This window comes from Paenibacillus sp. FSL k6-2145 (assembly GCF_037976585.1).
GTDB lineage: Bacteria > Bacillota > Bacilli > Paenibacillales > Paenibacillaceae > Paenibacillus.
In genome coordinates, this window is the sequence record NZ_CP150267.1 from 5,195,958 (window position 1) to 5,216,024 (window position 20,067).

Genomic DNA, 20,067 nt, shown 5'->3' on the forward strand with positions numbered 1-20,067 from the left:
ATGACTACATTCAAAATGTACAAATCTACGGGTGAAGAAGAGTTATTCGTATCTCTATCCCAGGAGCAATTGAAACCACTGGATGCTGATAAGGAGACAACGACCATCCATCTGGATGATCAGCTAACGTATCAGGAGATGGACGGATTTGGTGCTTCTTTTACCGATTCATCTGCCTATTTGATCAACCAAATCTTGAGTGAGGAGCAACGGGATGAGGTCATGACCCGACTGTTCCATCCGGAGAAAGGGATCGGGCTGTCGGTCATCCGTAATCCGATGGGCGCTTCGGACTATGCGAGAACGGTATACAGTTATAACGATATGCCAGAACAGCAGACGGACCCCGAATTAACCCAATTCAGCATTGCACATGATGAAGGGGACGTTATTCCTTTAACACAACAGGCGTTGGCATTGAATCCTGAACTGAAGCTGTTTGCTTCACCATGGAGTGCACCGGGATGGATGAAAACGAGTGGATCGATGATTACCGGACAATTAAAGACTGAATGGTATCCCGTTTATGCTGAATATTTCGTGAAATACATTCAAGCGTATGCAGAGCATGGATTACGGATCCATGCCATTACAACACAGAATGAGGCGCTTTATGAACCAGGGCACTATCCCGGTATGTTGATGCCAGCCGAGGCCCAAGCAGATTTTATCAAAAACCATCTCAAACCAGCCTTTGTCAAAAAAGAGATTAACACCAAAATTCTCTGTTACGATCACAACTGGGACCAACCGGACTATCCCCTAACCGTACTGGAACAAGCGGGAGAGGAAGTTGACGGAGTGGCCTGGCACTGGTACGGGGGCGATGCATCTGCTCAAACGAAGGTATATGAAGCTTTTGCAGGTAAAGAAGTGCATTTCACTGAAGGTTCGGGTGGAGAGTGGATTCCGCCATTTGAGCAAGCCTTCTCTAATGTGATGCGAACGGGAATTCAGATTCTTCGTAATTACAGCAAGTCCTTTGTACTTTGGAATATGGCACTTGATGAGAACAACGGGCCAACCGTTCCGGGATTTGGCCGCAGTACGTGTCGTGGGATCGTTCAGGTGAATCAGCAAACAAAGGAACTTACGTATACACTTGATTACTATGCCTTGGCACATTTTAGTGCCTTGATCCGCCCCAAGGCTGTTCGGATCGAATCAACTTCCAGTGATAATGGAATTTGTTCTGTGGCTTTTAAAAATGCCGATGGTTCCGTAGCTTTAGTCCTCTTTAATGATGGGGAGGAGACGGGCAACATACAGGTTAAGCTGCGCGACGATGTATTGATGAAGTTCCAGCTGGAAAGCAAGAGTGTCTTGTCCGTATTAATCACAGATTTATAAATGAACGGAGTTATACCAGGCTTCATCAGAAAAGAAACCAAAAGAAGCGATATCCGGAGTGTACACGGATATCGCTTCTTTTGGTGAATTTCATCTGATTCAGGGCTATATTATACGGGTTGAATGGCGAGATGGGGTGTCCCACTACTTTCATCAACGAACAGTATATATTGATTGCCAGCAGTACCTGTTAAGACCAGACCGGGTTGACCTGCAACACCAGGATTGTAATATCTGAGTTGTTGCAAAACAGGTAGGGAGACTGGAAGAGTAGGTTGATTAAGTGCCATTAATTGTGTAGCGGCCTTAACGCTATCTCCAGCTTCAATTACTCCGCCTACACCCAAATGGTTGACAATCGAGGAGCTGGAGTTGATTTGAAGGCTGCCTGCTATGGTCTGACTACCATTGACTTGTAGATCGACACCAACGGTTTGATTACCATTAACGTGCAGATTTTGATTTATCGTCTGATTGCCGGTGACAAGGATACTATCAAATGTTGGCAAAGATATCATCTCCTATACAGTATTCATATATTCTATGAGGACAAGATCTGGAATGATCCGGGTGGCCACACATTATATACTTGGGATAAAGCCCCTTTTGCAAAAAAAGAGTTAGCGAAACACTATTTCGTGCATATTGTAGGCAGAGAATGTTTTCGCATGGAACAGGAGGGTTTGTTATCCGAAAGAAGTCAAGAACGCAGGTTAAGTCCACGAAAAAGAAACGTTCAGTTCATGATGCGAACCGGTTATTCCTGAGACAGATGAATGTGGTTCTGAACAGGAAACTCAAATCCATGCGTAAACATATGGAAGTACAACAATTGGAACTGAATCAGCAATGGTTGAAAATGATGCAGGTGGGAAGCATACCTGCCCGAGAAGTGCCAAAAGTGATCTATAAAGAGTTAAATGTGCTTCTTATTACTCCTTGTAATGACCGAGAAATGTCATCACATTGCGTCCTGATTGAACAGAGTCTGAAACATCTCGTGAGAAATGTGAATGAGATTAAATATATCGAATCCGTGTCAGCCTGTTTATCTTCTTATGATGTTGACCTGATTATGGTCATCGGAAGCGAAGAAAACTTGCCGGATGAGAATATCACAGCATTAAGGACATCAACCGTGAAGAAGGCAATCTGGTTGTCTGCCGATCAACAGGTGAATCAAAGCGAAACTATTCTACCGATTTTTGATCACGTGTTTACACAACATTCAACGCAAATAAGCGATGATCAGCAGCATATGGGAAGCACTGGTAGTCATGAACTGTTCATGCCGCCTGATCCACATATATTCTGTCCGCAAGCTGTTCCCCCGGAGTATGAATCGGATGTTTATATCATCGGGGATGCAGAACCGGATGGCATCGTCACCGCAATTGCCAAATCAGGTCTTATGGATAACAAAAAGGTTCGGGTGGATGGAAAGGGTTGGGCACAGATCGGGGATTTCAAGCCTGTTCATACGAATGAAGCTCGTCAGATGTTATATAACGGAAGCAAACTGGTTATTCATAGTGGGGAATCAATCAAAAACGTGATGGAAATTGCCGCATGTGGGACGTTTCAGCTCATAGGCCCATCTGTGAATCAGAGCAACGGGATTGACCTTAGTAACTTTCAACAATACAACTCTTGTGAAGAACTCACTCAGAAGTTTGAACATTACTGGCAGAGTGTTGATGCAAGGAGACTGGCCGCTAGCCATGCTCTGGCATACATGAAATATAATCAATCCCATCTACAAAAAACATTGCGACTGCTGGATATCATTTTCATATAAATCATCCTAAAAATCACAGGAGCGTAGGCTGCATCATGTTGCTGCATTGGAGGAGTTCTGATTGAAGGTAATTGCTCTGCATCTGCCCCAATTTCACCGGATTGAGGAGAACGACCGATGGTGGGGGGTCGGTTTTACTGAATGGACGAATGTAAAAAAAGCCACGTCTTTATATTCGGGTCATTATCAGCCTAAGCAGCCGTTTCAGGGGAACTATTATGATCTTTCCGATCCAGATGTACGAAAGTGGCAAGCGGAAACGGCTAAACAGCATGGCATTTATGGATTTTGTTATTATCATTATTGGTTCAAAGGCAAGCGTTTGCTGGAAAAACCAGTGAATGAAATTCTGGAAAGTGGGGAGCCTGATTTTCCCTTTTGTTTGTCTTGGGCCAATGAGACATGGACAAGAAAATGGGATGGGCAAGAATCCGATATTCTCATGGCCCAGAACTATGGGGATCGAGAGGATTGGGAAGAACATTTTAATTATCTGGTAAAAGTATTTAAGGACAAACGATATATTCGAGTGCAAGGTAAGCCTTTATTTCTGATCTATCGACCAGCGAGTATTCCGCAATGTGAGGAAATGATTCAGTTTTGGCGTGAATTGGCTTTGAAGCATGGCCTGAAAGGGATCCATTTTGTGCAGACCATTGGTGGATTCCCTACATTTAATCGTCAGATCTTTGATGCGAGTATGGAATTTGAACCGCATTATACGTTTGCACATGGACATATGAATGGAATCTGGATCGGAATGAACATCAAGGGACAGCAGCATATTGCTGTGAATTACGACAAGGTATGGTCCTCCATTCTCGAACGAACACCACACCGTAACGGAGAAATTGTCTATCCAGGTGCTTTTGTCAATTGGGATAATACACCGCGGAGAGGTGTTGACGGACAGAGTACGCTTGGGGCCACCCCAGAGAAGTTTGGGCTGTATCTGTCCAGACAGATGGAACGAGCGAGGACGCTGTACAAAAGTGAATATCTTTTTGTTAATGCCTGGAATGAGTGGGCGGAAGGGGCATATCTTGAGCCGGATCAAAACTATGGTTATGCTTATTTAAGAGAACTCAAGAAAGTAACTCAGCATGAATTGAACAGAAACAAGTCTATAGGAGGGAGTTCCGAATGAGGGAACTCTCTCTGCTTTGAGCTTATTTATAGACTATGTTTCGTTGTCAGTACTGTTTTTTGTTTGCGGTACTCCGTTGGAGTTAGCCCTGTATGCTTTTTGAACTGTCTGGAGAAATAGTACAAATCACTGAAACCGAGATGTTCGGCGATGGCAGTTATTGTGTTCGGGGTGCAGGCAAGCAACTCTTTGGCCTTATCAATTTTTTTGCCAGTAATATAGAGGATCGGAGGAACTCCGATCTGCTGCTTGAAGAATCGAATGAAATAATTTGGATGCATGTAGGCGATCTGGGCCAGATCCTGAACCGAAATATTCTCTTCGATGTTGGAATCAATATAAGCCAGAATGGTGGACAGTTTCTCCATGACAGGAACGTTAATAAAAGAGATCTGATCCAGATCCAGATTCATTAGATAGTGAGATAGTAACTCGGTCAGTTTGCTCTTGGCCATCATATGGGCATAGACTTCATCGGATTTTGCATATGTAAGGATACTGCTGAAGATTGCTTGAATCAACTCAGGTTGATCTATCGTACAGATGTGTGGGAATTTCAGAATTTGGAACAAATTGATTCCCCCAACCTTTGCGCTAAAGTGACACCAATATTTGAGAAAAGGACTGTCATTAATGGCAGAGTAAGACTGTTTGATCCCCTCTGGCATTAAAATAAGCTGATTAGGCGCAGGGTAATATTCTTCATCCCCAATCTTGAGCCAACCTTCACCTTCGCATATGAAATAAAACTTGCTGTAATCGGGTGTGTAATCCAGATCCCGCCAATCCGTATCGCACCGATTGTAGTTGACCATGAATAATTCGACTTGGAGATTAGACAGGTAGTTCGTAAGCAAAGTTTGGTGATTCATACTTTTCATCTCCATACAAGGTTATTATTGTCCATCTAAAAGTTAGTGTTCTGCATGTCTATCCTTCGGGCGTAGCACTACAATACAACTACAGACAATAACAGAAGGGATGAGAACATCTCATGGACAAAAACGAATATTTGCAACAGATTGAAGCAACGATTGAGAGTGGTAAATTCAAGGACAACTGGAGTTCGCTTAGCGCCTTTCAAGTACCCGAATGGTACCCAAAAGCGAAATTTGGCATATTCATTCACTGGGGGCTATATTCTGTACCGGCCTATGATAGCGAATGGTATTCGCGAAATATGTACATACAAGGCACCAAAGCTTATGAACATCACCTTGAGGTGTATGGACCTCATAAGGACTTTGGATATAAAGACTTCATTCCGATGTTTCGTGCAGAGAAGTTCGATGCAGATGAATGGGCAACGTTATTCAAACAGGCTGGAGCCAGATATGTTATGCCTGTGGCTGAGCACCATGATGGTTTTCAGATGTACAAAAGCTCTATCTCTCACTATAACACATATGAAATGGGCCCCAAACGGGATCTTCTGGGCGAGATGAAGGTTGCATACGAGAAGCAGGGGCTGACCTTATGTGTGTCGTCTCACCGCGCCGAGCACTGGTTCTTCATGTCTCACGGGAAGGAGTTTGATTCAGATATTAAGGAACCCCTTGAGCGTGGGGATTTCTATTGGCCTGCCATGCCTGAACCCAAGGATCACTTCGACTTGTATGACTCACCTCCAACTGAGGAGTATCTGGAGGACTGGTTGATTCGCTGCTGTGAACTGGTCGATCAATATCAGCCAAAGGTCTTTTATTTCGATTGGTGGATTCAAACGGTTGCGTTCAAACCCTATCTTAAAAAATTTGCTGCCTATTATTATAACAAAGGCGAAGAGTGGGGTGTGCCTGTAGCTATCAATTATAAACATGAGGCCTACATGTTTGGTAGTGCCGTTCCGGATGTGGAGCGGGGACAGTTCGCTGAGCTCAAGCCCTATTTTTGGCAAACGGATACAGCTGTCGCTAAAAACTCATGGTGTTATACGGAAAATAATAACTATAAAACGGCTGAGGAGATCATTCGGGATCTCGTCGATATTGTAAGCAAAAACGGAAATTTACTGCTGAACATTGGACCTAAGGCAGACGGCAGCATACCGGATGAAGATCGCGACATTTTGCTGAGCATTGGCAAGTGGCTGGAAGTGAATGGGGAAGCGATCTATGACACGTCATTCTGGCGTACGTTTGGCGAGGGTCCGACAGAGGTGAAGGAAGGGCAATTCACGGACGGGGATACGAAGATATTTACGAGTGAAGATATACGTTTTACGTTAAAAGAAAGCAGTCTGTATGCCACGGTTCTTGCCTATCCAGATAATGGGGTGGTGCAGATTAAATCCCTGAAGGAAAATTCTCACCATTTTCAAGGGGTCATTCAAGATATTCAGGTACTTGGCTATGAAGAACAGCCGCAATGGGAGAGAACAGCGGACGCACTGACGATCACAACAACAACTGTGAAAAGTAATGCGCCAATTGTTTTCAAAATTAAATTGGACTAATCAACAAAGATAAATTAACTACTGTAAATATAAAAAGGGCGCATCCAGGAGTATTGTACTCATCGGATAGCGCTCTTTTGGTTGGGCTATAGACAGGGCTGACTTCCATGCAAAATCCTCTCCATGATAATGGAGGCTGCTCCAAGCTGAAAACGGTAATTCGGAAACTTACTTATATAATAATCACGAAATTCTTTCTTGCTAATATACTGATATCATCAAACCAGTGATGTTCGCCTGTAATGGAATGATTGAGACTCACTAAGGAGGATCTGCAAAAAAGATGAAACCAAAGAAACGCATCAGATATGGTTGGAGCGGATTTAAGAAAAAAAAAGCTGAGGACTGTGACCATCCCCAAGAGCAGCACAAAGAACACCATCACGAGCACAATCATCACCACCACAATAACCACCATCATAAGTGTTTTGACAAAGAAGCCGAATTGCTTCTCAAATTAATTGGTGAGTTGAAGGGAGCAATTGTACAGGTTTTTGCCAATCCCACGCCTCACAATGTTTCACTTCTGATTGAGGTACTGCGTAAATTACTGGCTCTGGTTCATCATTCGGATTTGAAAAAGGGAACCAAGGCAGATCTCGAAGCGGTCTTGGAGCTTACCATTGTATCTGCAGAGGCCGTTCCATTTTCTCCGATCAGTGTGGGAACCAATTTGCAGCAATTGCTGGATGTGCTCCTATCTGTCATTTTACAGGGGAATATCGATTCGGCTGAGAAAGATCAACTGGTCATTTTGATCCGGGCGACCGAATTGGCTATCACATCAGGGCTTAGAAACATAGGGAGTCAAGGTCCGGCAGGACCTGCAGGACCAGCGGGTCCTCAGGGCGTACCTGGTCCACAAGGCCCGGCAGGCGTTGCTGGTTCTCAGGGTGGTGTAGGTCCAGCTGGTACACCGGGAGCTGCTGGTGCCCAGGGACCAGCAGGTGCGACAGGTGTTACTGGAGCAACGGGTGCGGCAGGCCCAGCAGGTGGCGCAACAGGAGCGACAGGGGCAACGGGGAGTACAGGAGCTGTTGGGGCAGCTGGACTTGCGGGAGTCACCGGGGCAACGGGTGCAGCCGGAATTGCTGGGGTAACCGGGGCTACCGGCGCAACTGGGATTGCGGGAGTAACTGGCAGCACTGGTGTTACAGGAGCTACGGGTTCGGGCGCCATCATACCGTTTGCTTCTGGCGGACCTGCCATATTAACAACGGTTCTTGGTGGACTGGTCGGAACGACAAGCCTTATCGGTTTCGGCAGCTCGGCAACAGGAGTCAGCATTCTGGGTGGCACCATTGATTTAACGGGAACGATTGTCGGACCACTCATTAACTTTGCGTTCTCTGTCCCACGGGATGGCGTTATAACTTCCATTGCTGCCTATTTTAGTACAACAGCAGCCTTGGCCTTGGTCGGTTCAACGGTGACCATCACTGCGCAATTATTCAGTTCACCTACACCTGATAATGCATTTACTGCGGTTCCAGGGGCCGTCGTTACACTGGCACCTCCACTCACCGGTATTATTGCATTGGGTAGTATCTCCAATGGCATAACAACCGGATTGGCTATACCTGTGACTGCACAGACACGTCTTCTGCTTGTATTCTCCGCAACGGCAACTGGACTTAGTCTTGTGAATACCGTTGTTGGCTATGCAAGTGGCGGCGTGAACATTACATGATGAGATATAAATTTTGATATGAACGACATGAGAGTTCTCATGTCGTTCTTTTTCTTGATTTGAAATTTTGAGTATCAGGTCTTGGTTATATAGAACTACTACAAACTATTATTCATCAAAAACATGCAGGAATACGAAAAATAAGCTGAAATGTGTAAGCGACATGAGACACATAAAAGCATTAAATAGACTTATTTTCTATATATTTCAATAAAGTGCTTGTATATATCGAATAATGATTTTATACTATACCAATAAAATCCAATTAAATTCCTAATCGACTATTATATGTAATTAAAATGTTTAACTACTCACTCGAATCACGATCGAAAGTCATATCCACCACTCCTTAGCAAGCGTTCTGCTAACGCTCCAGATTACCCTTCCACATGAATGCTTATCGACATTCACTCTCATTGCATTATTCAAACACCCAAACTATTCACTCACATGGTTTAATCCGATTCATTCAATCTCCTAAACTTCCAAGTAAAAAAACATAGACTGATCTGTTATCTCTTTTGACTCATATTGATCCCTAACCAGACCTGTAAAGGAGGTGAGGCTTTATGTGAAATCCAGGGCATCTATTTCGTCCGCAATAAAGGTTATTTTAACGTTTTATTCTGCAGAGAAGGGCATATGTACCAGACTAAATTAAAAAAACCGGGTAAAAGGAGTGGAAAAGTTTGATAAAGATTAATCGGTTACGCAAGCCCATCTCCATGGGGCTCTCGCTTCTCCTTGCATTTTCGATCATTCATCCGGTTTCAGCTGAAAACTCCACATCATCCAAATTGGATATGAAATCTGGACTTGCCAAGGTTACGGAGTCCAAAGTAAACGCCAAATTGACCAAAGAATTCGAAGGTAGTGAATATGTTACCTATCTGGTGAAAATGAAGGAACAGGTGGATACAGCAGCAGTCTCCAAACAGGCCCTGGAAAAGGCGACCATCGCCAAACAAACGGCTTCAGCCACAAAGCTGTCCGTTCGTAATTCGGTCGTCAGCTCTCTGCGAGAAACGGCCTCGCGTACACAATATCCATTGGAAACTTATCTGGAAAAGGAAGTTGACCTGGGTAAGGTCAAAGAATATAAAAGCTATTTTATTGTCAATTCATTGGCAGTAACGAGTACCAAAGAAGTCATGGACCAGATTGCGCTGCTGCCTGAGGTGGAGAAGATTCTACCGAATGAGACACGATACTTACAGAAAGCCGAAGTGAGTAAAGAACCGGCGAATGCGGCATCAGGCAAAGATGCTGTCCAAACGCCAGCTAAAGACTCTTCAGTCGGAGTCAAAGACAAGGAGCCTGCTGCCAAGGACAAGCTTGCGACTGAAAACGTGGAATGGAACCTGGATTACATCAATGCGCCAGCCGTGTGGGATCGGGGCATCGATGGAACAGGGATTGTTGTTGCTAATCTGGACAGTGGTGTGGATTATACCCACCCGGCACTTCGCAGCAAATGGCGGGGACTGGATGCTTCGGGCAATATTGTTGATCCCGAACTGAGCTGGTATGATCCGCACAGTAATGCTTCCCTCCCTGCGGACGAAGACGGACATGGTACTCACACGATGGGTACGATGGTTGGCTCTGAAGCAGATGGCACCAATCAGATCGGGGTTGCTCCCGGTGCGAAATGGATTGGTGTACGGATATTCAATCCGGAAACAACGGATGCCATTATTCTGGATGGCGGACAGTGGTTGATCGCTCCAGTCGATGCGGAAGGCAATCTGCATCCTGAACTTGCACCGGATGTGGTAAACAACTCGTGGGGCGGAGGCGCAGGACTGGATGAATGGTTCCGACCGATGGTGCAAGCCTGGCGAGATGCTCAGATTTTCCCGGAATTCTCCGCAGGAAATGTGAGACTGGGTAACCCTGGCGGACCTGGTTCTGTTGCTAACCCGGCCAACTATCCTGAAAGTTTTGCTACAGGAGCAACCGATATCAACGGAAATCTGGCTTCGTTCTCCCTGCTGGGTCCATCCCCGTATGATGAGATCAAACCGGAAGTATCTGCCCCTGGTGTGAATATCCGTTCAGCAGTTCCGGGCGGTGTATATGAGGGAGGCTGGAACGGAACGTCTATGGCAGGCCCACATACAACTGCGCTTGCTGCACTGCTGCTTCAGGCCAATCATTCCCTTACAGTGGATCAGCTGGAGCAGATCATTACAGATACAGCCACACCGAGAACGGATAGTCAGTATCCGACATCTCCTAATAACGGCTACGGTCACGGCATTATTAATGCCCTTGATGCTGTGGGTTCTGTACTCGAAGGAATCGGCACGGTATCCGGCAGAGTGGTTACAGCCGGAGATGATCTGGAAGAGCCAGTCCTGGCACATACCCCTGTCAATTCAGCCTTTACAGGCATTGATATACCATTAACCGCTCATGTGACAGATAACGTCGCGGTAGTCTCCGTCGAGGCTTTTGCCAAAACGACAGGTACCAACCAGTACGTCTATCTGCCGATGAATCGAATTGCTGGAGATAACAAAGATGGGACGTATACAGCGACAATCCCTGCTTTTCTTATTGAACCGCAAGGTGTGGAGTATTATATCCGCGTGAATGATTACGGCAACAACGGATTCGAAAGTCAGGTATATAAAGTGGCTGTCTCTAATGGTGTTCAGCCAGGATATCTTCAGGATTTTGAAGAAGATCAGCTGGGCTTCACGACTGGCGGAACCGGAAGTACCTGGGTATGGGGAGCACCAAGCAGTGGTCCTGGAAGTGCATACTCCGGTGACAAGGTGATTGCAACCAATCTGCAAGGAACTTATGTGGCGAATAGCAATGCATATCTGCTTGCGCCGCCTATTGATCTAACCGAGAGTCCAGAAGGTGCGTTATTATCCTTCAAGCACTGGTATGACCTGGAGAATAACATCGACTTCGGCAAGGTATACATCGCTTCCGAGGATAGCGATTATGTGTTCGAAGAGCTGTTAACCTTCACGGGTACAGGTGGCAATTGGAAGACACAATATGTGGATCTTCGCGAATACGCGGGACAGCAGGTGTTCATCAAGTTCAATCTGACGAGTGATAATTCAGTGCAAAAGGCTGGCTGGTACATTGATGATTTCGCTGTAGAAGAACTGGATGAGATTGCTCCGGGCGCTCCTGCCGGATTGTCTGCGACGGCCGATATTCTTGGTAATGTAGCCTTGAGCTGGACTGGTCCGAGCGATGAGGATCTCGAATCCTATGTGGTATATCGCTCCACAACCGCAGGTACAGGTTATGAATCCATTGGATCTGCAACAGGAACAACGTTTACAGATACGGCTACGGTGACAGATTCGACGTATTACTATACCGTTGCCGCACTTGATTATAGTGGCAATGAAAGTGACAAATCGAACGAGGTCTCCATTACAGTAGAAGTGCCACAAGATATCTACATCGATCATTTCGATGGTAGTGATGATAATGGTTGGACTCATTCAGGAACCAAAGATGAGTGGGAACGCGGCATTCCGGTAACGGGACCTGCCAGCGCGGTTTCTCCACCGAATGTCTGGGCGACCGATCTAGACAATACGTACGAGAATGGCTCCAACTATTCACTCGTATCTCCGGTCATTGATTTGACGGATGTATCCGAAGGAACACTCACGTTTAATCATTGGTACGAGATTGAGAGCGGATACGACTATGGGTATGTGGAAGTCACCAAGGATGGTGGAACCACATGGTCAGAACTGGGCAAATTCTCACATAGTACAAACGGTAAACAATGGACACCCGTATTTTATGATCTGGATGCACTTACCGGTAATGAAGTTCAATTCCGGTTCCGTCTGACCTCAGACAACAGTGTTGTGAAGACAGGCTGGTTCATTGATGATTTCCGTGTACTGGGTGTTGCTGCGGAGACGGTAACGGAGGACAGTGCGGTTGTGCTTAACAGTGACAAACCGAAACCGTCCTATGATAATCCATGGTACAAAATTTCGCGGACAGACAAAGCGGAATTCAACAAAACGAAACAGCAACAACCGGAAGTTGAAAAACCAGGAACAGGTTCGGTTAATCCACAAAGCCTGCCTGCAAGTGCAACGGTTACCGTACTGGAAACCGGACGTTCGGTGAAGACAGATTCAGCTACAGGCAAGTATAGCTTCACACACGTTGCAGGTGATTACACGTTAAAAGCGGAGGCATATGGATATTATCCTCGAACTCAGCAGGTAACGATCACCGATGGCAGTGGAGCCAAAGCCAACTTTAATCTGGAGGCAATCCCGCATGGACAGATTGAAGGTGTTGTAACAGATGAGCGGACAGGACAACCACTGGCTGATGCTTCCGTTCTCGTGGTGGAAGATGCCAAGGTAGGTGAAGTTCGCACAGGTTCAGATGGCAGCTTTGTTATTCAGGTATTGGAAGGAAGTTATACCCTGTCCATCCGGGCTGCTGATTATTACAGTAAAACGGTTACTGTGACTGTCCCTGGTAATGGTACGGCTGAGGCAAATGTTGCCTTGAAACCATTCATCGGTTTCCCTGGGGAAATTGCTTATGATGATGGAACAGCAGAAAATGCAAGAGCTTTTGTAGCTGCGGATAATGCTTGGGCGGTTCGAATGACACCTGAGCTGGAAACTGCACAGCTTACGGGTGCATCGTTCCGTTTCTGGAACACCGAATGGCCCGTACCAGGAGGTACAGCGTTCCAATATGCCGTCTATGATGCATCAGGTGCCGGTGGAGCTCCGGGACGACAGCTGGCTGGACCATTCGATGGTACTGCACTTCGTAACGATCAATGGACATCCGTTGAATTCCCGGAACCAGTGATCGTAACGGGTGATTTCTATATCGTGTATGTACAGAGTGTAGCCGGAACTGGTGCTCCGGGATTGGCTACCGATGAGAATGGTACGAATGCAGGTCGAAGCTGGCAGCGTGTAGGTGGGGCCTGGAGCACTGCACCTGCAGAAGAAGGCAACTACATGATTCGAGCAGTCGTGAGATATCCGGTAAATGCACCTGTGCTCACAGTACCTGCAAACACGTATACGAATCAATCGACTTTCACTGTGTCGGGAACGTCTCCAGCATCTGGAGCTCAAATCAAGATCTACAACGGCAAGGATCTAGCTGGCACCACAACGGTGGCAAATGGGAAGTTCTCATACGGTGTGAAACTCCGTTCTGGCATTAATGCGATTACTGCGGAGGCAGTGGTGGACGGAAAAACGACCGACCGTTCACTCCCCGTTGTCATTATTCTGGATCAGACAAAACCACAATTGACGATTCTTACGCCAGCTCAGGGGGATCGCATCAATGCAGAAGTTGTTCACGTAACGGGTAATGTCGTGGAACAATTCCTCGATAAGGTAACCGTTAACGGACAAACCGTACAAGTGGGTAAAGACAGAAGTTTCAGTCACCGTGTATTGGTCAATGAAGGCGAGAACACAATTACCATTACAGCAACCGATATCGCTGGTAACAAAACAACCGTAACACGCACCGTCTATGTGGAAACGGCGTTGCCAGAACTTACGAATATTACTCCGGCTGAGGATGTTCGAATCACATCAGGAGAGAGTGTTACCGTTTCATTTGACAGTAAACCTGGTCTGCAAGCCTCTTTCCGGATTCAGCTTCCTTTGAATCTGAATGCCCAAGGGGCAGGAGAGATTCCATTGGTGGAGACTGAACCTGGTCGTTACACAGGTACGTACACAACACCTTCATCCCTTGTTCTGGATGCTGGAGTCATTGTGATTCGAGCTCAGGATGCAGCAGGCAACAAAGTAGAGGCTGAAGCAGCTGGACGATTGTTCGTCAGCGCAGCACAAGAACAATCAGTTCCAGAACCAGATTTGAGCCCTGAAGAGACTGAAACAGAAGTAGATCCACCGTCTGCTGAGGGTCTGCAACCTTAATTATGCAAAGTGTGAAATGGATGATAACTACGTTTTGACCATCTAAGCAAGAAGCCGATAAGCCGAGGTATCAGGGTTTATCGGCTTCTTTTTGTATCAATTCATATCTGACGCCTAAGATTACTCGGCTATCAAATCATTTATCCCTGATACACAGCGAAGTTTGATATGCGACCTAAATGCATCAAAGACGTATAATATCCCTTAAGTCATTATTAGATGGTTAGGGAGATGAACGATGAGAACACAAGTGAGAATATTTGAAAATACAAGTACTGTAGAGTTGGAGAAAGAAATGAATGAATTTTTAAATGGGATCAATACTGTGAATGTAGTGGATATCAAGTATTCTGAAGTATCCGTTACTAACGGAGGTTACGTTATAAATCATTACTCGGCTATGGTTATCTACGCCAAATAAATTTAATAATGAACTTTAGAAAATGAAGCATCCATTGGGATGCTTTTTCTTTTGCTCTCACATGACAGCAGGTGAGTTGTCTCCTTTCTTCACATTAATGATATAACATGATATATTAGGATGTAGAACATGAGAAGTATGGGTATTTATGGAGGTGCTTGTATTGGGGAAAGATTCGGCATCCAAGCCGATGTATGAACAGATCTTTGAATCCTTGCGCGAACGGATACAGCTTCATCAATATCAAGTGGGTGAACGTGTTCCTTCGGAGAAGGAATTATGTGATGAATTCGGAGTTAGCCGGATTACAACTAAAAAAGCGCTTGAGATGCTGGCGAGTGAACAATTAATTGTTCGTCAGCCGGGACGAGGTTCTTTTGTAGCCGACACGGCAGATGTGTTGCAAGAAAGACCTAACAGACCTGCTCCGCGTGCTGCGGTTAAAGATCCGGAGAAGAAGCTGCTCATTGGTCTGGTCATTACTAACTTCAGTGATATGTACGGTACAGAACTGTTGTATGGTATGGAAGAAGCTTCGCGAGAGCATGATTGTTTTCTTGTACTTAGACGATCCTTCGGGATTCCCGAGCAGGAGGAACAGAGTATTCAGGAACTGCTGGAACTGGGAGTGGATGGATTGATTATCTTCCCGGCACAGGGTGAATATTTCAGCGATGAAATTCTTAAACTGGTTGTTAACAAATTCCCGTTTGTCCTGATTGACCGTTACCTCAAAGGTATTCCGGCTTCATCTGTAAGTACGGATAACGTAGGCGCGGCGCGAGAAGGGATGAATTATTTGTTCGATCTCGGTCACCGACATATCGCTTTTCTGACACAGCCTCCGGCGAACACGACACCGATTGAAGAACGAATTGAAGGCATCATTGAGGCTCATCATGATCAAGGAGTGCTGGTGAACAGGGAACTGTGGTTAGAATCTTTTCTTTCGACACTGCCAAGTGTGTTTGATCCTCAAGTCGAGGTCCGTGATGTGGAGACACTGGTGGAACATTTACAGAAATACCCCCAGATTACTGCACTCTTTGCTGCGGAGTACCATATTGCTTTACTTGCAGAACAGGCGGCCGATCAGCTTGGTCTGAAGATCCCGGAAGATATGTCCATCATTTGTTTTGACAGTCCAAACGCTGCCGAAGGAAGCCGTGTAACACACATGCGACAAAGCCAGTTTGATATGGGGAAACAAGCATTCGAGATGGTGCTTCAAAGTATGCAGAACAACGAAATGGCAGTGAACAGAGTTGTTTTGCCTGCCCGCTTGGTGAAGGGTAAATCAACAAGTATGGTGAAACAAAAGGGTTAGTTTTAGCGGCTTTATAATCATTGTGTTCAAAGAGGGACTTCGTGGAAACGAGGTCTCTTTTTGTTGTGGATAAAAAAGGGGAACATTAACTTAATTGGTATACTATTTAGTGCGACGAAATGAGAATAACATGCTAATATACAAATAAATATATTGACATAACATTATATTCGTTTTAGGATGATGAAAGCGGTTAACAAACTGGATTACATAAGGAGGACAACATGCTGACACCCAGAAATAATCAAGAAATTTCCCCCTCGATATACGACATGGTTGATCAGGTTAACAAACGTATGCCGGACCATCCGGAACTTAACCAAATGTTCAAAAACTGTTTTACCAATACGATGGCGACCACAATTCAGCGCAAAGAAGATGGAACAACTTTTGTGATTACAGGAGATATCCCTGCCATGTGGTTACGTGATTCTGCCGCTCAGGTCAGACCTTATCTGGTTCTCGCTTCAGAGGATGAAGATATCGCCGACATGATCGCTGGACTGGTTGAACGTCAACTGAATTATATTCTCCTGGACCCTTATGCAAACGCTTTTAATGAGAAGGAGAGTGGGAAAGGACATCAGGAAGATCTGACGCAGATGAATGATTGGATCTGGGAACGGAAGTATGAGATCGACTCTCTGGCTTATCCGATTCAGCTCAGTTATCTCTTGTGGAAGAACACGGGAAGAACAACTCAATTCAATGATACGTTCCGTAAAGCAGCCAAGATTATCATGCAGTTATGGCAAGTGGAGCAACATCATGAGACGAAATCACCCTACACGTTCCAACGTCTGGATGCTCCCGAAACCGATACACTCAGCCGAGATGGACGAGGTACCGAAACAGTCTATACAGGCATGACCTGGTCGGGATTCCGTCCCAGCGACGATCGTTGTGAATATGGTTATCTGATTCCATCCAATATGTTCGCTGTTGTTGCGCTTCGATATCTACAGGAAATTGCTAAAGCGGTGTTCGAGGATGAAACGCTGGCAGCGACTGCTAAGCAGTTGGAGCAACAGATCAACAAAGGTATTCAGGATTATGGCACCGTTGAACATCCGGAATATGGCACCATATATGCATACGAAACAGATGGGAAAGGCAATCACAATCTGATGGATGATGCCAATGTGCCGAGCCTGCTGTCTTTACCTTATCTCGGATATGTGGATGAGAACGACGAGGTGTATCAGAATACACGCCGTTTCATTCTATCCTCGCACAATCCGTATTTTTATGAGGGAACAGCAGCTGCTGGAATCGGTAGTCCGCATACACCGGAAGGGTACATCTGGCATATCGCTTTATCGATGCAGGGGCTGACTACAGAGGATCGCAATGAAAAACTACGATTGCTTCAGCTCATCCAACAAACGGATGCGGATACCGGACTGACCCATGAAGGCTTTTCGGCCAACAATCCACATGAATATACACGTCCATGGTTTTCATGGTCCAACATGCTCTTTAGTGAACTGATGATGGATTATTGCGGATTCCGCGTACAGAAATAGAATTGCTTACAGAAATAGATAGGGAAGCAAGAGAGAACCTGCGAGTACATCATAACGTTCGGAGTTCGTCGAATTCCGACAAGAGGAGAGCGAACCATGAGAAAAATATCATTGAAAATGCCGGTAGCAGCAGTTATGACATCCTTGCTCATCTTAACTACAGCCTGTTCTGGCGGAGGCTCAAGCACGGGCACAACCAGTGATGGCAAGAAGGAAGTAACCGTATCGTTCCGTTCTTCAGGATCTGAAGATACACTTACGAAATTCTTCCAATCAGGATTGGTGGATCAATTCGAAAAGGAAAATCCGGATATCAAAATCAACATTGCGCCTGTATTGGCAAGTGAAGGTGATTACACGTCCAAAATGGTTTTGCAGATGAAGTCGCCTGACACGGCGCCAGATGTCATTGCCGAAGATACATCCATCATCAAATCCGATGCTGCTGCGGGATATCTGGAGCCGCTGGATACACTGGTTCAGGGATGGTCTGATTGGGAAGAACACATCATCGACAACCTGAAAGCAGGTGTTACAGGTGAAGACGGCAAGGTGTATGGCGTTCCGGCTACCTCGGATACACGCGGAATCTGGTACAACAAGGAACTGTTCCAACAGGCGGGCCTCGAAGTTCCATTTAAACCTGCAAGCTGGGCAGAAGTACTCGAAGCAGCACGTACCATCAAGCAAAAACTGCCAGGTGTGACGCCACTAAATATGATCGTGGGCAAAGCAAACGGTGAGGGTGTTACCATGCAAACGCTGGAAATGCTGCTCTATGGCACGGCGGATACGCTGTATAACGACACCAGCAAGAAATGGGTAGTGAACAGCCCGGGCCTTCTGGATTCCTTCAAATTCATAGATCAAGTGTTTAACACGGATAAAACAGGTCCGACCATGCAGGTTGCACTGAATGGACAAGCTGGCAGTATTGCTTTCCAGCAACAGTTCCCACAAGACAAACTGGCGATGGCTGTAGATGGTAGCTGGGCAGGTTCAACATGGGCCGAGAACGGCGCTGCTCCAATCGCCAACGTCGAAGAGAAAATAGGCTTTGCGCCATTCCCGACACAAAACGGGGAAGAACCAGGGGCAACTACGATGTCTGGAGGCTGGGCTTGGTCTGTTCCTGCACAAGCGAAGAACAAGGAAGCAGCTTGGAAATTTATCGAGTTTCTGATGAATAAGGAAAATGCGACTGCACGCGTAGTAGCGGAAGGCAGCCTCAGCCCACGTAATGATTCCACAGAAGTTGAAGGGTATACGGATCGTCCATATACCAAAGAAGCACAGGAACTCTTGAATGTGGCCCACTTCCGTCCAGCGAATGATCAATATGCAGCGGTATCCGCACAATTGCAAAGCATTGTTGAGAGTATTGCCTCTGGCAAACTGACGCCGGAAGAGGGAGTTACGCAGTTGAAGGACAACGTATCCCGTTCCCTTGGCGCGGACAGCATCGAAGAGAAATAAGGATATCGATATATTCGGAGGGGGAGGCACAATCTCCCCTTTTTCCGGTTCGAATGGAGAGTGACTTATGAAAAGGAAAGCACCAGGCTCATTTCTGTTTCTAATGCCTTCCGTACTGTTATTACTTGTGTTTTTCATTGTTCCCATCATTCTGACGATCTGCTTTGCCTTTACGAATATGGCTCTGACCGGGGCGGCAGCCAAGAGTTTGGAGTTTGTCGGATTTCAGAATTTCATTAATATGTTCCATGATCCGGACTTCCGGATTAGTGTCTGGCGCACGCTGGTCTTTCTCATCTTCTCCGCAGTGATTGGTCAGGTATTGCTTGGGTTCATTCTGGCTCTTCTAATGAAGGAGAAAAATGTGACGTTCCGCCGGGTCATTGGCATCATTGTCATTGCCGGTTGGGTGACACCCGAGATTGTCGTGGCATTCTGTATGGTGGCCTTTTTCAGTGACAATGGTTCATTGAATCAGATTCTCGGCTGGTTCGGGGCGAATCCCATCTCCTGGTTGTTCAGTTTCCCTATGGTGAGTGTCATTATTGCGAATATCTGGCACGGCACAGCCTTTTCAATGATGGTCTATCAATCGGCATTGGATGATATTCCAAAGGAAGTCGAAGAAGCTGCCATTATTGACAGCGCCACCGGCTTCCAGATTGTCAGACACATTACGATTCCAATGGTAAAAGGGTCCATTGTGACCAACATGATGTTGGTCACCCTACAGACTCTGGGTGTATTCACATTGATCTACACGATGACCGGTGGTGGCCCGGGTACTTCGACACAAACCTTGCCGATCTTCATGTACAACCAGGCCTTTGTGAACTACCAATTTGGATACGGCACAGCCATATCTCTGGTTCTGTTATTCATTGGTATTATCGCCAGCCTGTTCTACATGCGATCCATGAAAGTGAAAGTGTAACCATGAA

The 20,067-nt window shown here is 45.9% G+C and carries 13 protein-coding genes; 11 read left to right on the forward strand and 2 right to left on the reverse strand.

Going from position 1 to position 20,067, the window contains the following annotated elements; translation table 11 throughout:
• Positions 1-1,350, forward strand: a complete 1,350-nt coding sequence (locus NZ043_RS23090; protein ID WP_339309316.1) for a glycoside hydrolase family 30 beta sandwich domain-containing protein — start codon at positions 1-3, stop codon at positions 1,348-1,350.
• A gap of 110 nt (positions 1,351-1,460) precedes the next feature.
• On the opposite strand, the gene NZ043_RS23095 is transcribed toward NZ043_RS23090, so the two are convergent.
• The gene (locus tag NZ043_RS23095) at positions 1,461-1,868 is read right to left on the reverse strand and encodes a hypothetical protein (protein ID WP_249910826.1); all 408 of its coding nucleotides are present in this window, start codon (positions 1,866-1,868) and stop codon (positions 1,461-1,463) included.
• Positions 1,869-2,155: 287 nt separating this feature from the next.
• Between NZ043_RS23095 and NZ043_RS23100 the strand changes: the two genes are divergently transcribed.
• Together NZ043_RS23100 and NZ043_RS23105 are read left to right on the forward strand one after the other, a co-directional pair.
• The gene (locus tag NZ043_RS23100) at positions 2,156-3,148 is read left to right on the forward strand and encodes a hypothetical protein (RefSeq protein ID WP_133384630.1); all 993 of its coding nucleotides are present in this window, start codon (positions 2,156-2,158) and stop codon (positions 3,146-3,148) included.
• Positions 3,149-3,209: 61 nt separating this feature from the next.
• Positions 3,210-4,295 (forward strand): glycoside hydrolase family 99-like domain-containing protein, encoded by a 1,086-nt coding sequence (locus tag NZ043_RS23105; protein WP_339309317.1) that lies wholly within the window; start codon positions 3,210-3,212, stop codon positions 4,293-4,295.
• 26 nt (positions 4,296-4,321) lie between these two features.
• On the opposite strand, the gene NZ043_RS23110 is transcribed toward NZ043_RS23105, so the two are convergent.
• Positions 4,322-5,167, reverse strand: coding sequence for an AraC family transcriptional regulator (locus NZ043_RS23110; protein ID WP_091030928.1), 846 nt, complete (start codon positions 5,165-5,167; stop codon positions 4,322-4,324).
• 122 nt (positions 5,168-5,289) lie between these two features.
• Between NZ043_RS23110 and NZ043_RS23115 the strand changes: the two genes are divergently transcribed.
• The 8 genes from NZ043_RS23115 to NZ043_RS23150 all read left to right on the forward strand — a co-directional run bounded on the left by NZ043_RS23115 (position 5,290) and on the right by NZ043_RS23150 (position 20,060).
• Positions 5,290-6,750 carry an alpha-L-fucosidase gene (locus NZ043_RS23115; RefSeq protein WP_091030925.1) on the forward strand — a complete coding sequence of 487 codons (1,461 nt, stop codon included), beginning with the start codon at positions 5,290-5,292 and terminating at the stop codon, positions 6,748-6,750.
• Between the two features lie 283 nt (positions 6,751-7,033).
• Positions 7,034-8,440, forward strand: a complete 1,407-nt coding sequence (locus NZ043_RS23120) for an exosporium glycoprotein BclB-related protein (RefSeq protein ID WP_339309318.1) — start codon at positions 7,034-7,036, stop codon at positions 8,438-8,440.
• A 689-nt stretch (positions 8,441-9,129) separates the two neighbouring features.
• Positions 9,130-14,376 carry a S8 family serine peptidase gene (locus NZ043_RS23125; protein WP_339309319.1) on the forward strand — a complete coding sequence of 1,749 codons (5,247 nt, stop codon included), beginning with the start codon at positions 9,130-9,132 and terminating at the stop codon, positions 14,374-14,376.
• 238 nt (positions 14,377-14,614) lie between these two features.
• Positions 14,615-14,797 (forward strand): sporulation protein Cse60, encoded by a 183-nt coding sequence (locus NZ043_RS23130; protein ID WP_133384634.1) that lies wholly within the window; start codon positions 14,615-14,617, stop codon positions 14,795-14,797.
• A gap of 154 nt (positions 14,798-14,951) precedes the next feature.
• On the forward strand, positions 14,952-16,124 hold the full coding sequence (locus NZ043_RS23135) for a GntR family transcriptional regulator (RefSeq protein ID WP_339312842.1): 1,173 nt from the start codon (positions 14,952-14,954) through the stop codon (positions 16,122-16,124).
• 224 nt (positions 16,125-16,348) lie between these two features.
• A complete protein-coding gene (locus tag NZ043_RS23140; RefSeq protein WP_339309320.1) occupies positions 16,349-17,650 on the forward strand; it encodes a glycoside hydrolase family 125 protein in 1,302 nt (433 codons plus the stop codon).
• A 96-nt stretch (positions 17,651-17,746) separates the two neighbouring features.
• Positions 17,747-19,126: an extracellular solute-binding protein gene (locus tag NZ043_RS23145; RefSeq protein ID WP_339309321.1), complete on the forward strand. Its 1,380-nt coding sequence runs from the start codon at positions 17,747-17,749 to the stop codon at positions 19,124-19,126.
• A 67-nt stretch (positions 19,127-19,193) separates the two neighbouring features.
• Positions 19,194-20,060, forward strand: a complete 867-nt coding sequence (locus NZ043_RS23150; RefSeq protein WP_091016580.1) for a sugar ABC transporter permease — start codon at positions 19,194-19,196, stop codon at positions 20,058-20,060.
• Positions 20,061-20,067 lie beyond the last annotated feature (7 nt).

Excerpts from the sequence above, each read along its gene's own strand:
- NZ043_RS23090 (WP_339309316.1), top strand. The coding sequence starts at position 1 with ATGACTACATTCAAAATGTACAAATCTACGGGTGAAGAAGAGTTATTC.
- NZ043_RS23095 (WP_249910826.1), bottom strand. The coding sequence starts at position 1,868 with ATGATATCTTTGCCAACATTTGATAGTATCCTTGTCACCGGCAATCAG.
- NZ043_RS23100 (WP_133384630.1), top strand. The coding sequence starts at position 2,156 with ATGCGTAAACATATGGAAGTACAACAATTGGAACTGAATCAGCAATGG.
- NZ043_RS23110 (WP_091030928.1), bottom strand. The coding sequence starts at position 5,167 with ATGAATCACCAAACTTTGCTTACGAACTACCTGTCTAATCTCCAAGTC.
- NZ043_RS23115 (WP_091030925.1), top strand. The coding sequence starts at position 5,290 with ATGGACAAAAACGAATATTTGCAACAGATTGAAGCAACGATTGAGAGT.
- NZ043_RS23120 (WP_339309318.1), top strand. The coding sequence starts at position 7,034 with ATGAAACCAAAGAAACGCATCAGATATGGTTGGAGCGGATTTAAGAAA.
- NZ043_RS23130 (WP_133384634.1), top strand. The coding sequence starts at position 14,615 with ATGAGAACACAAGTGAGAATATTTGAAAATACAAGTACTGTAGAGTTG.
- NZ043_RS23140 (WP_339309320.1), top strand. The coding sequence starts at position 16,349 with ATGCTGACACCCAGAAATAATCAAGAAATTTCCCCCTCGATATACGAC.
- NZ043_RS23145 (WP_339309321.1), top strand. The coding sequence starts at position 17,747 with ATGAGAAAAATATCATTGAAAATGCCGGTAGCAGCAGTTATGACATCC.
- NZ043_RS23150 (WP_091016580.1), top strand. The coding sequence starts at position 19,194 with ATGAAAAGGAAAGCACCAGGCTCATTTCTGTTTCTAATGCCTTCCGTA.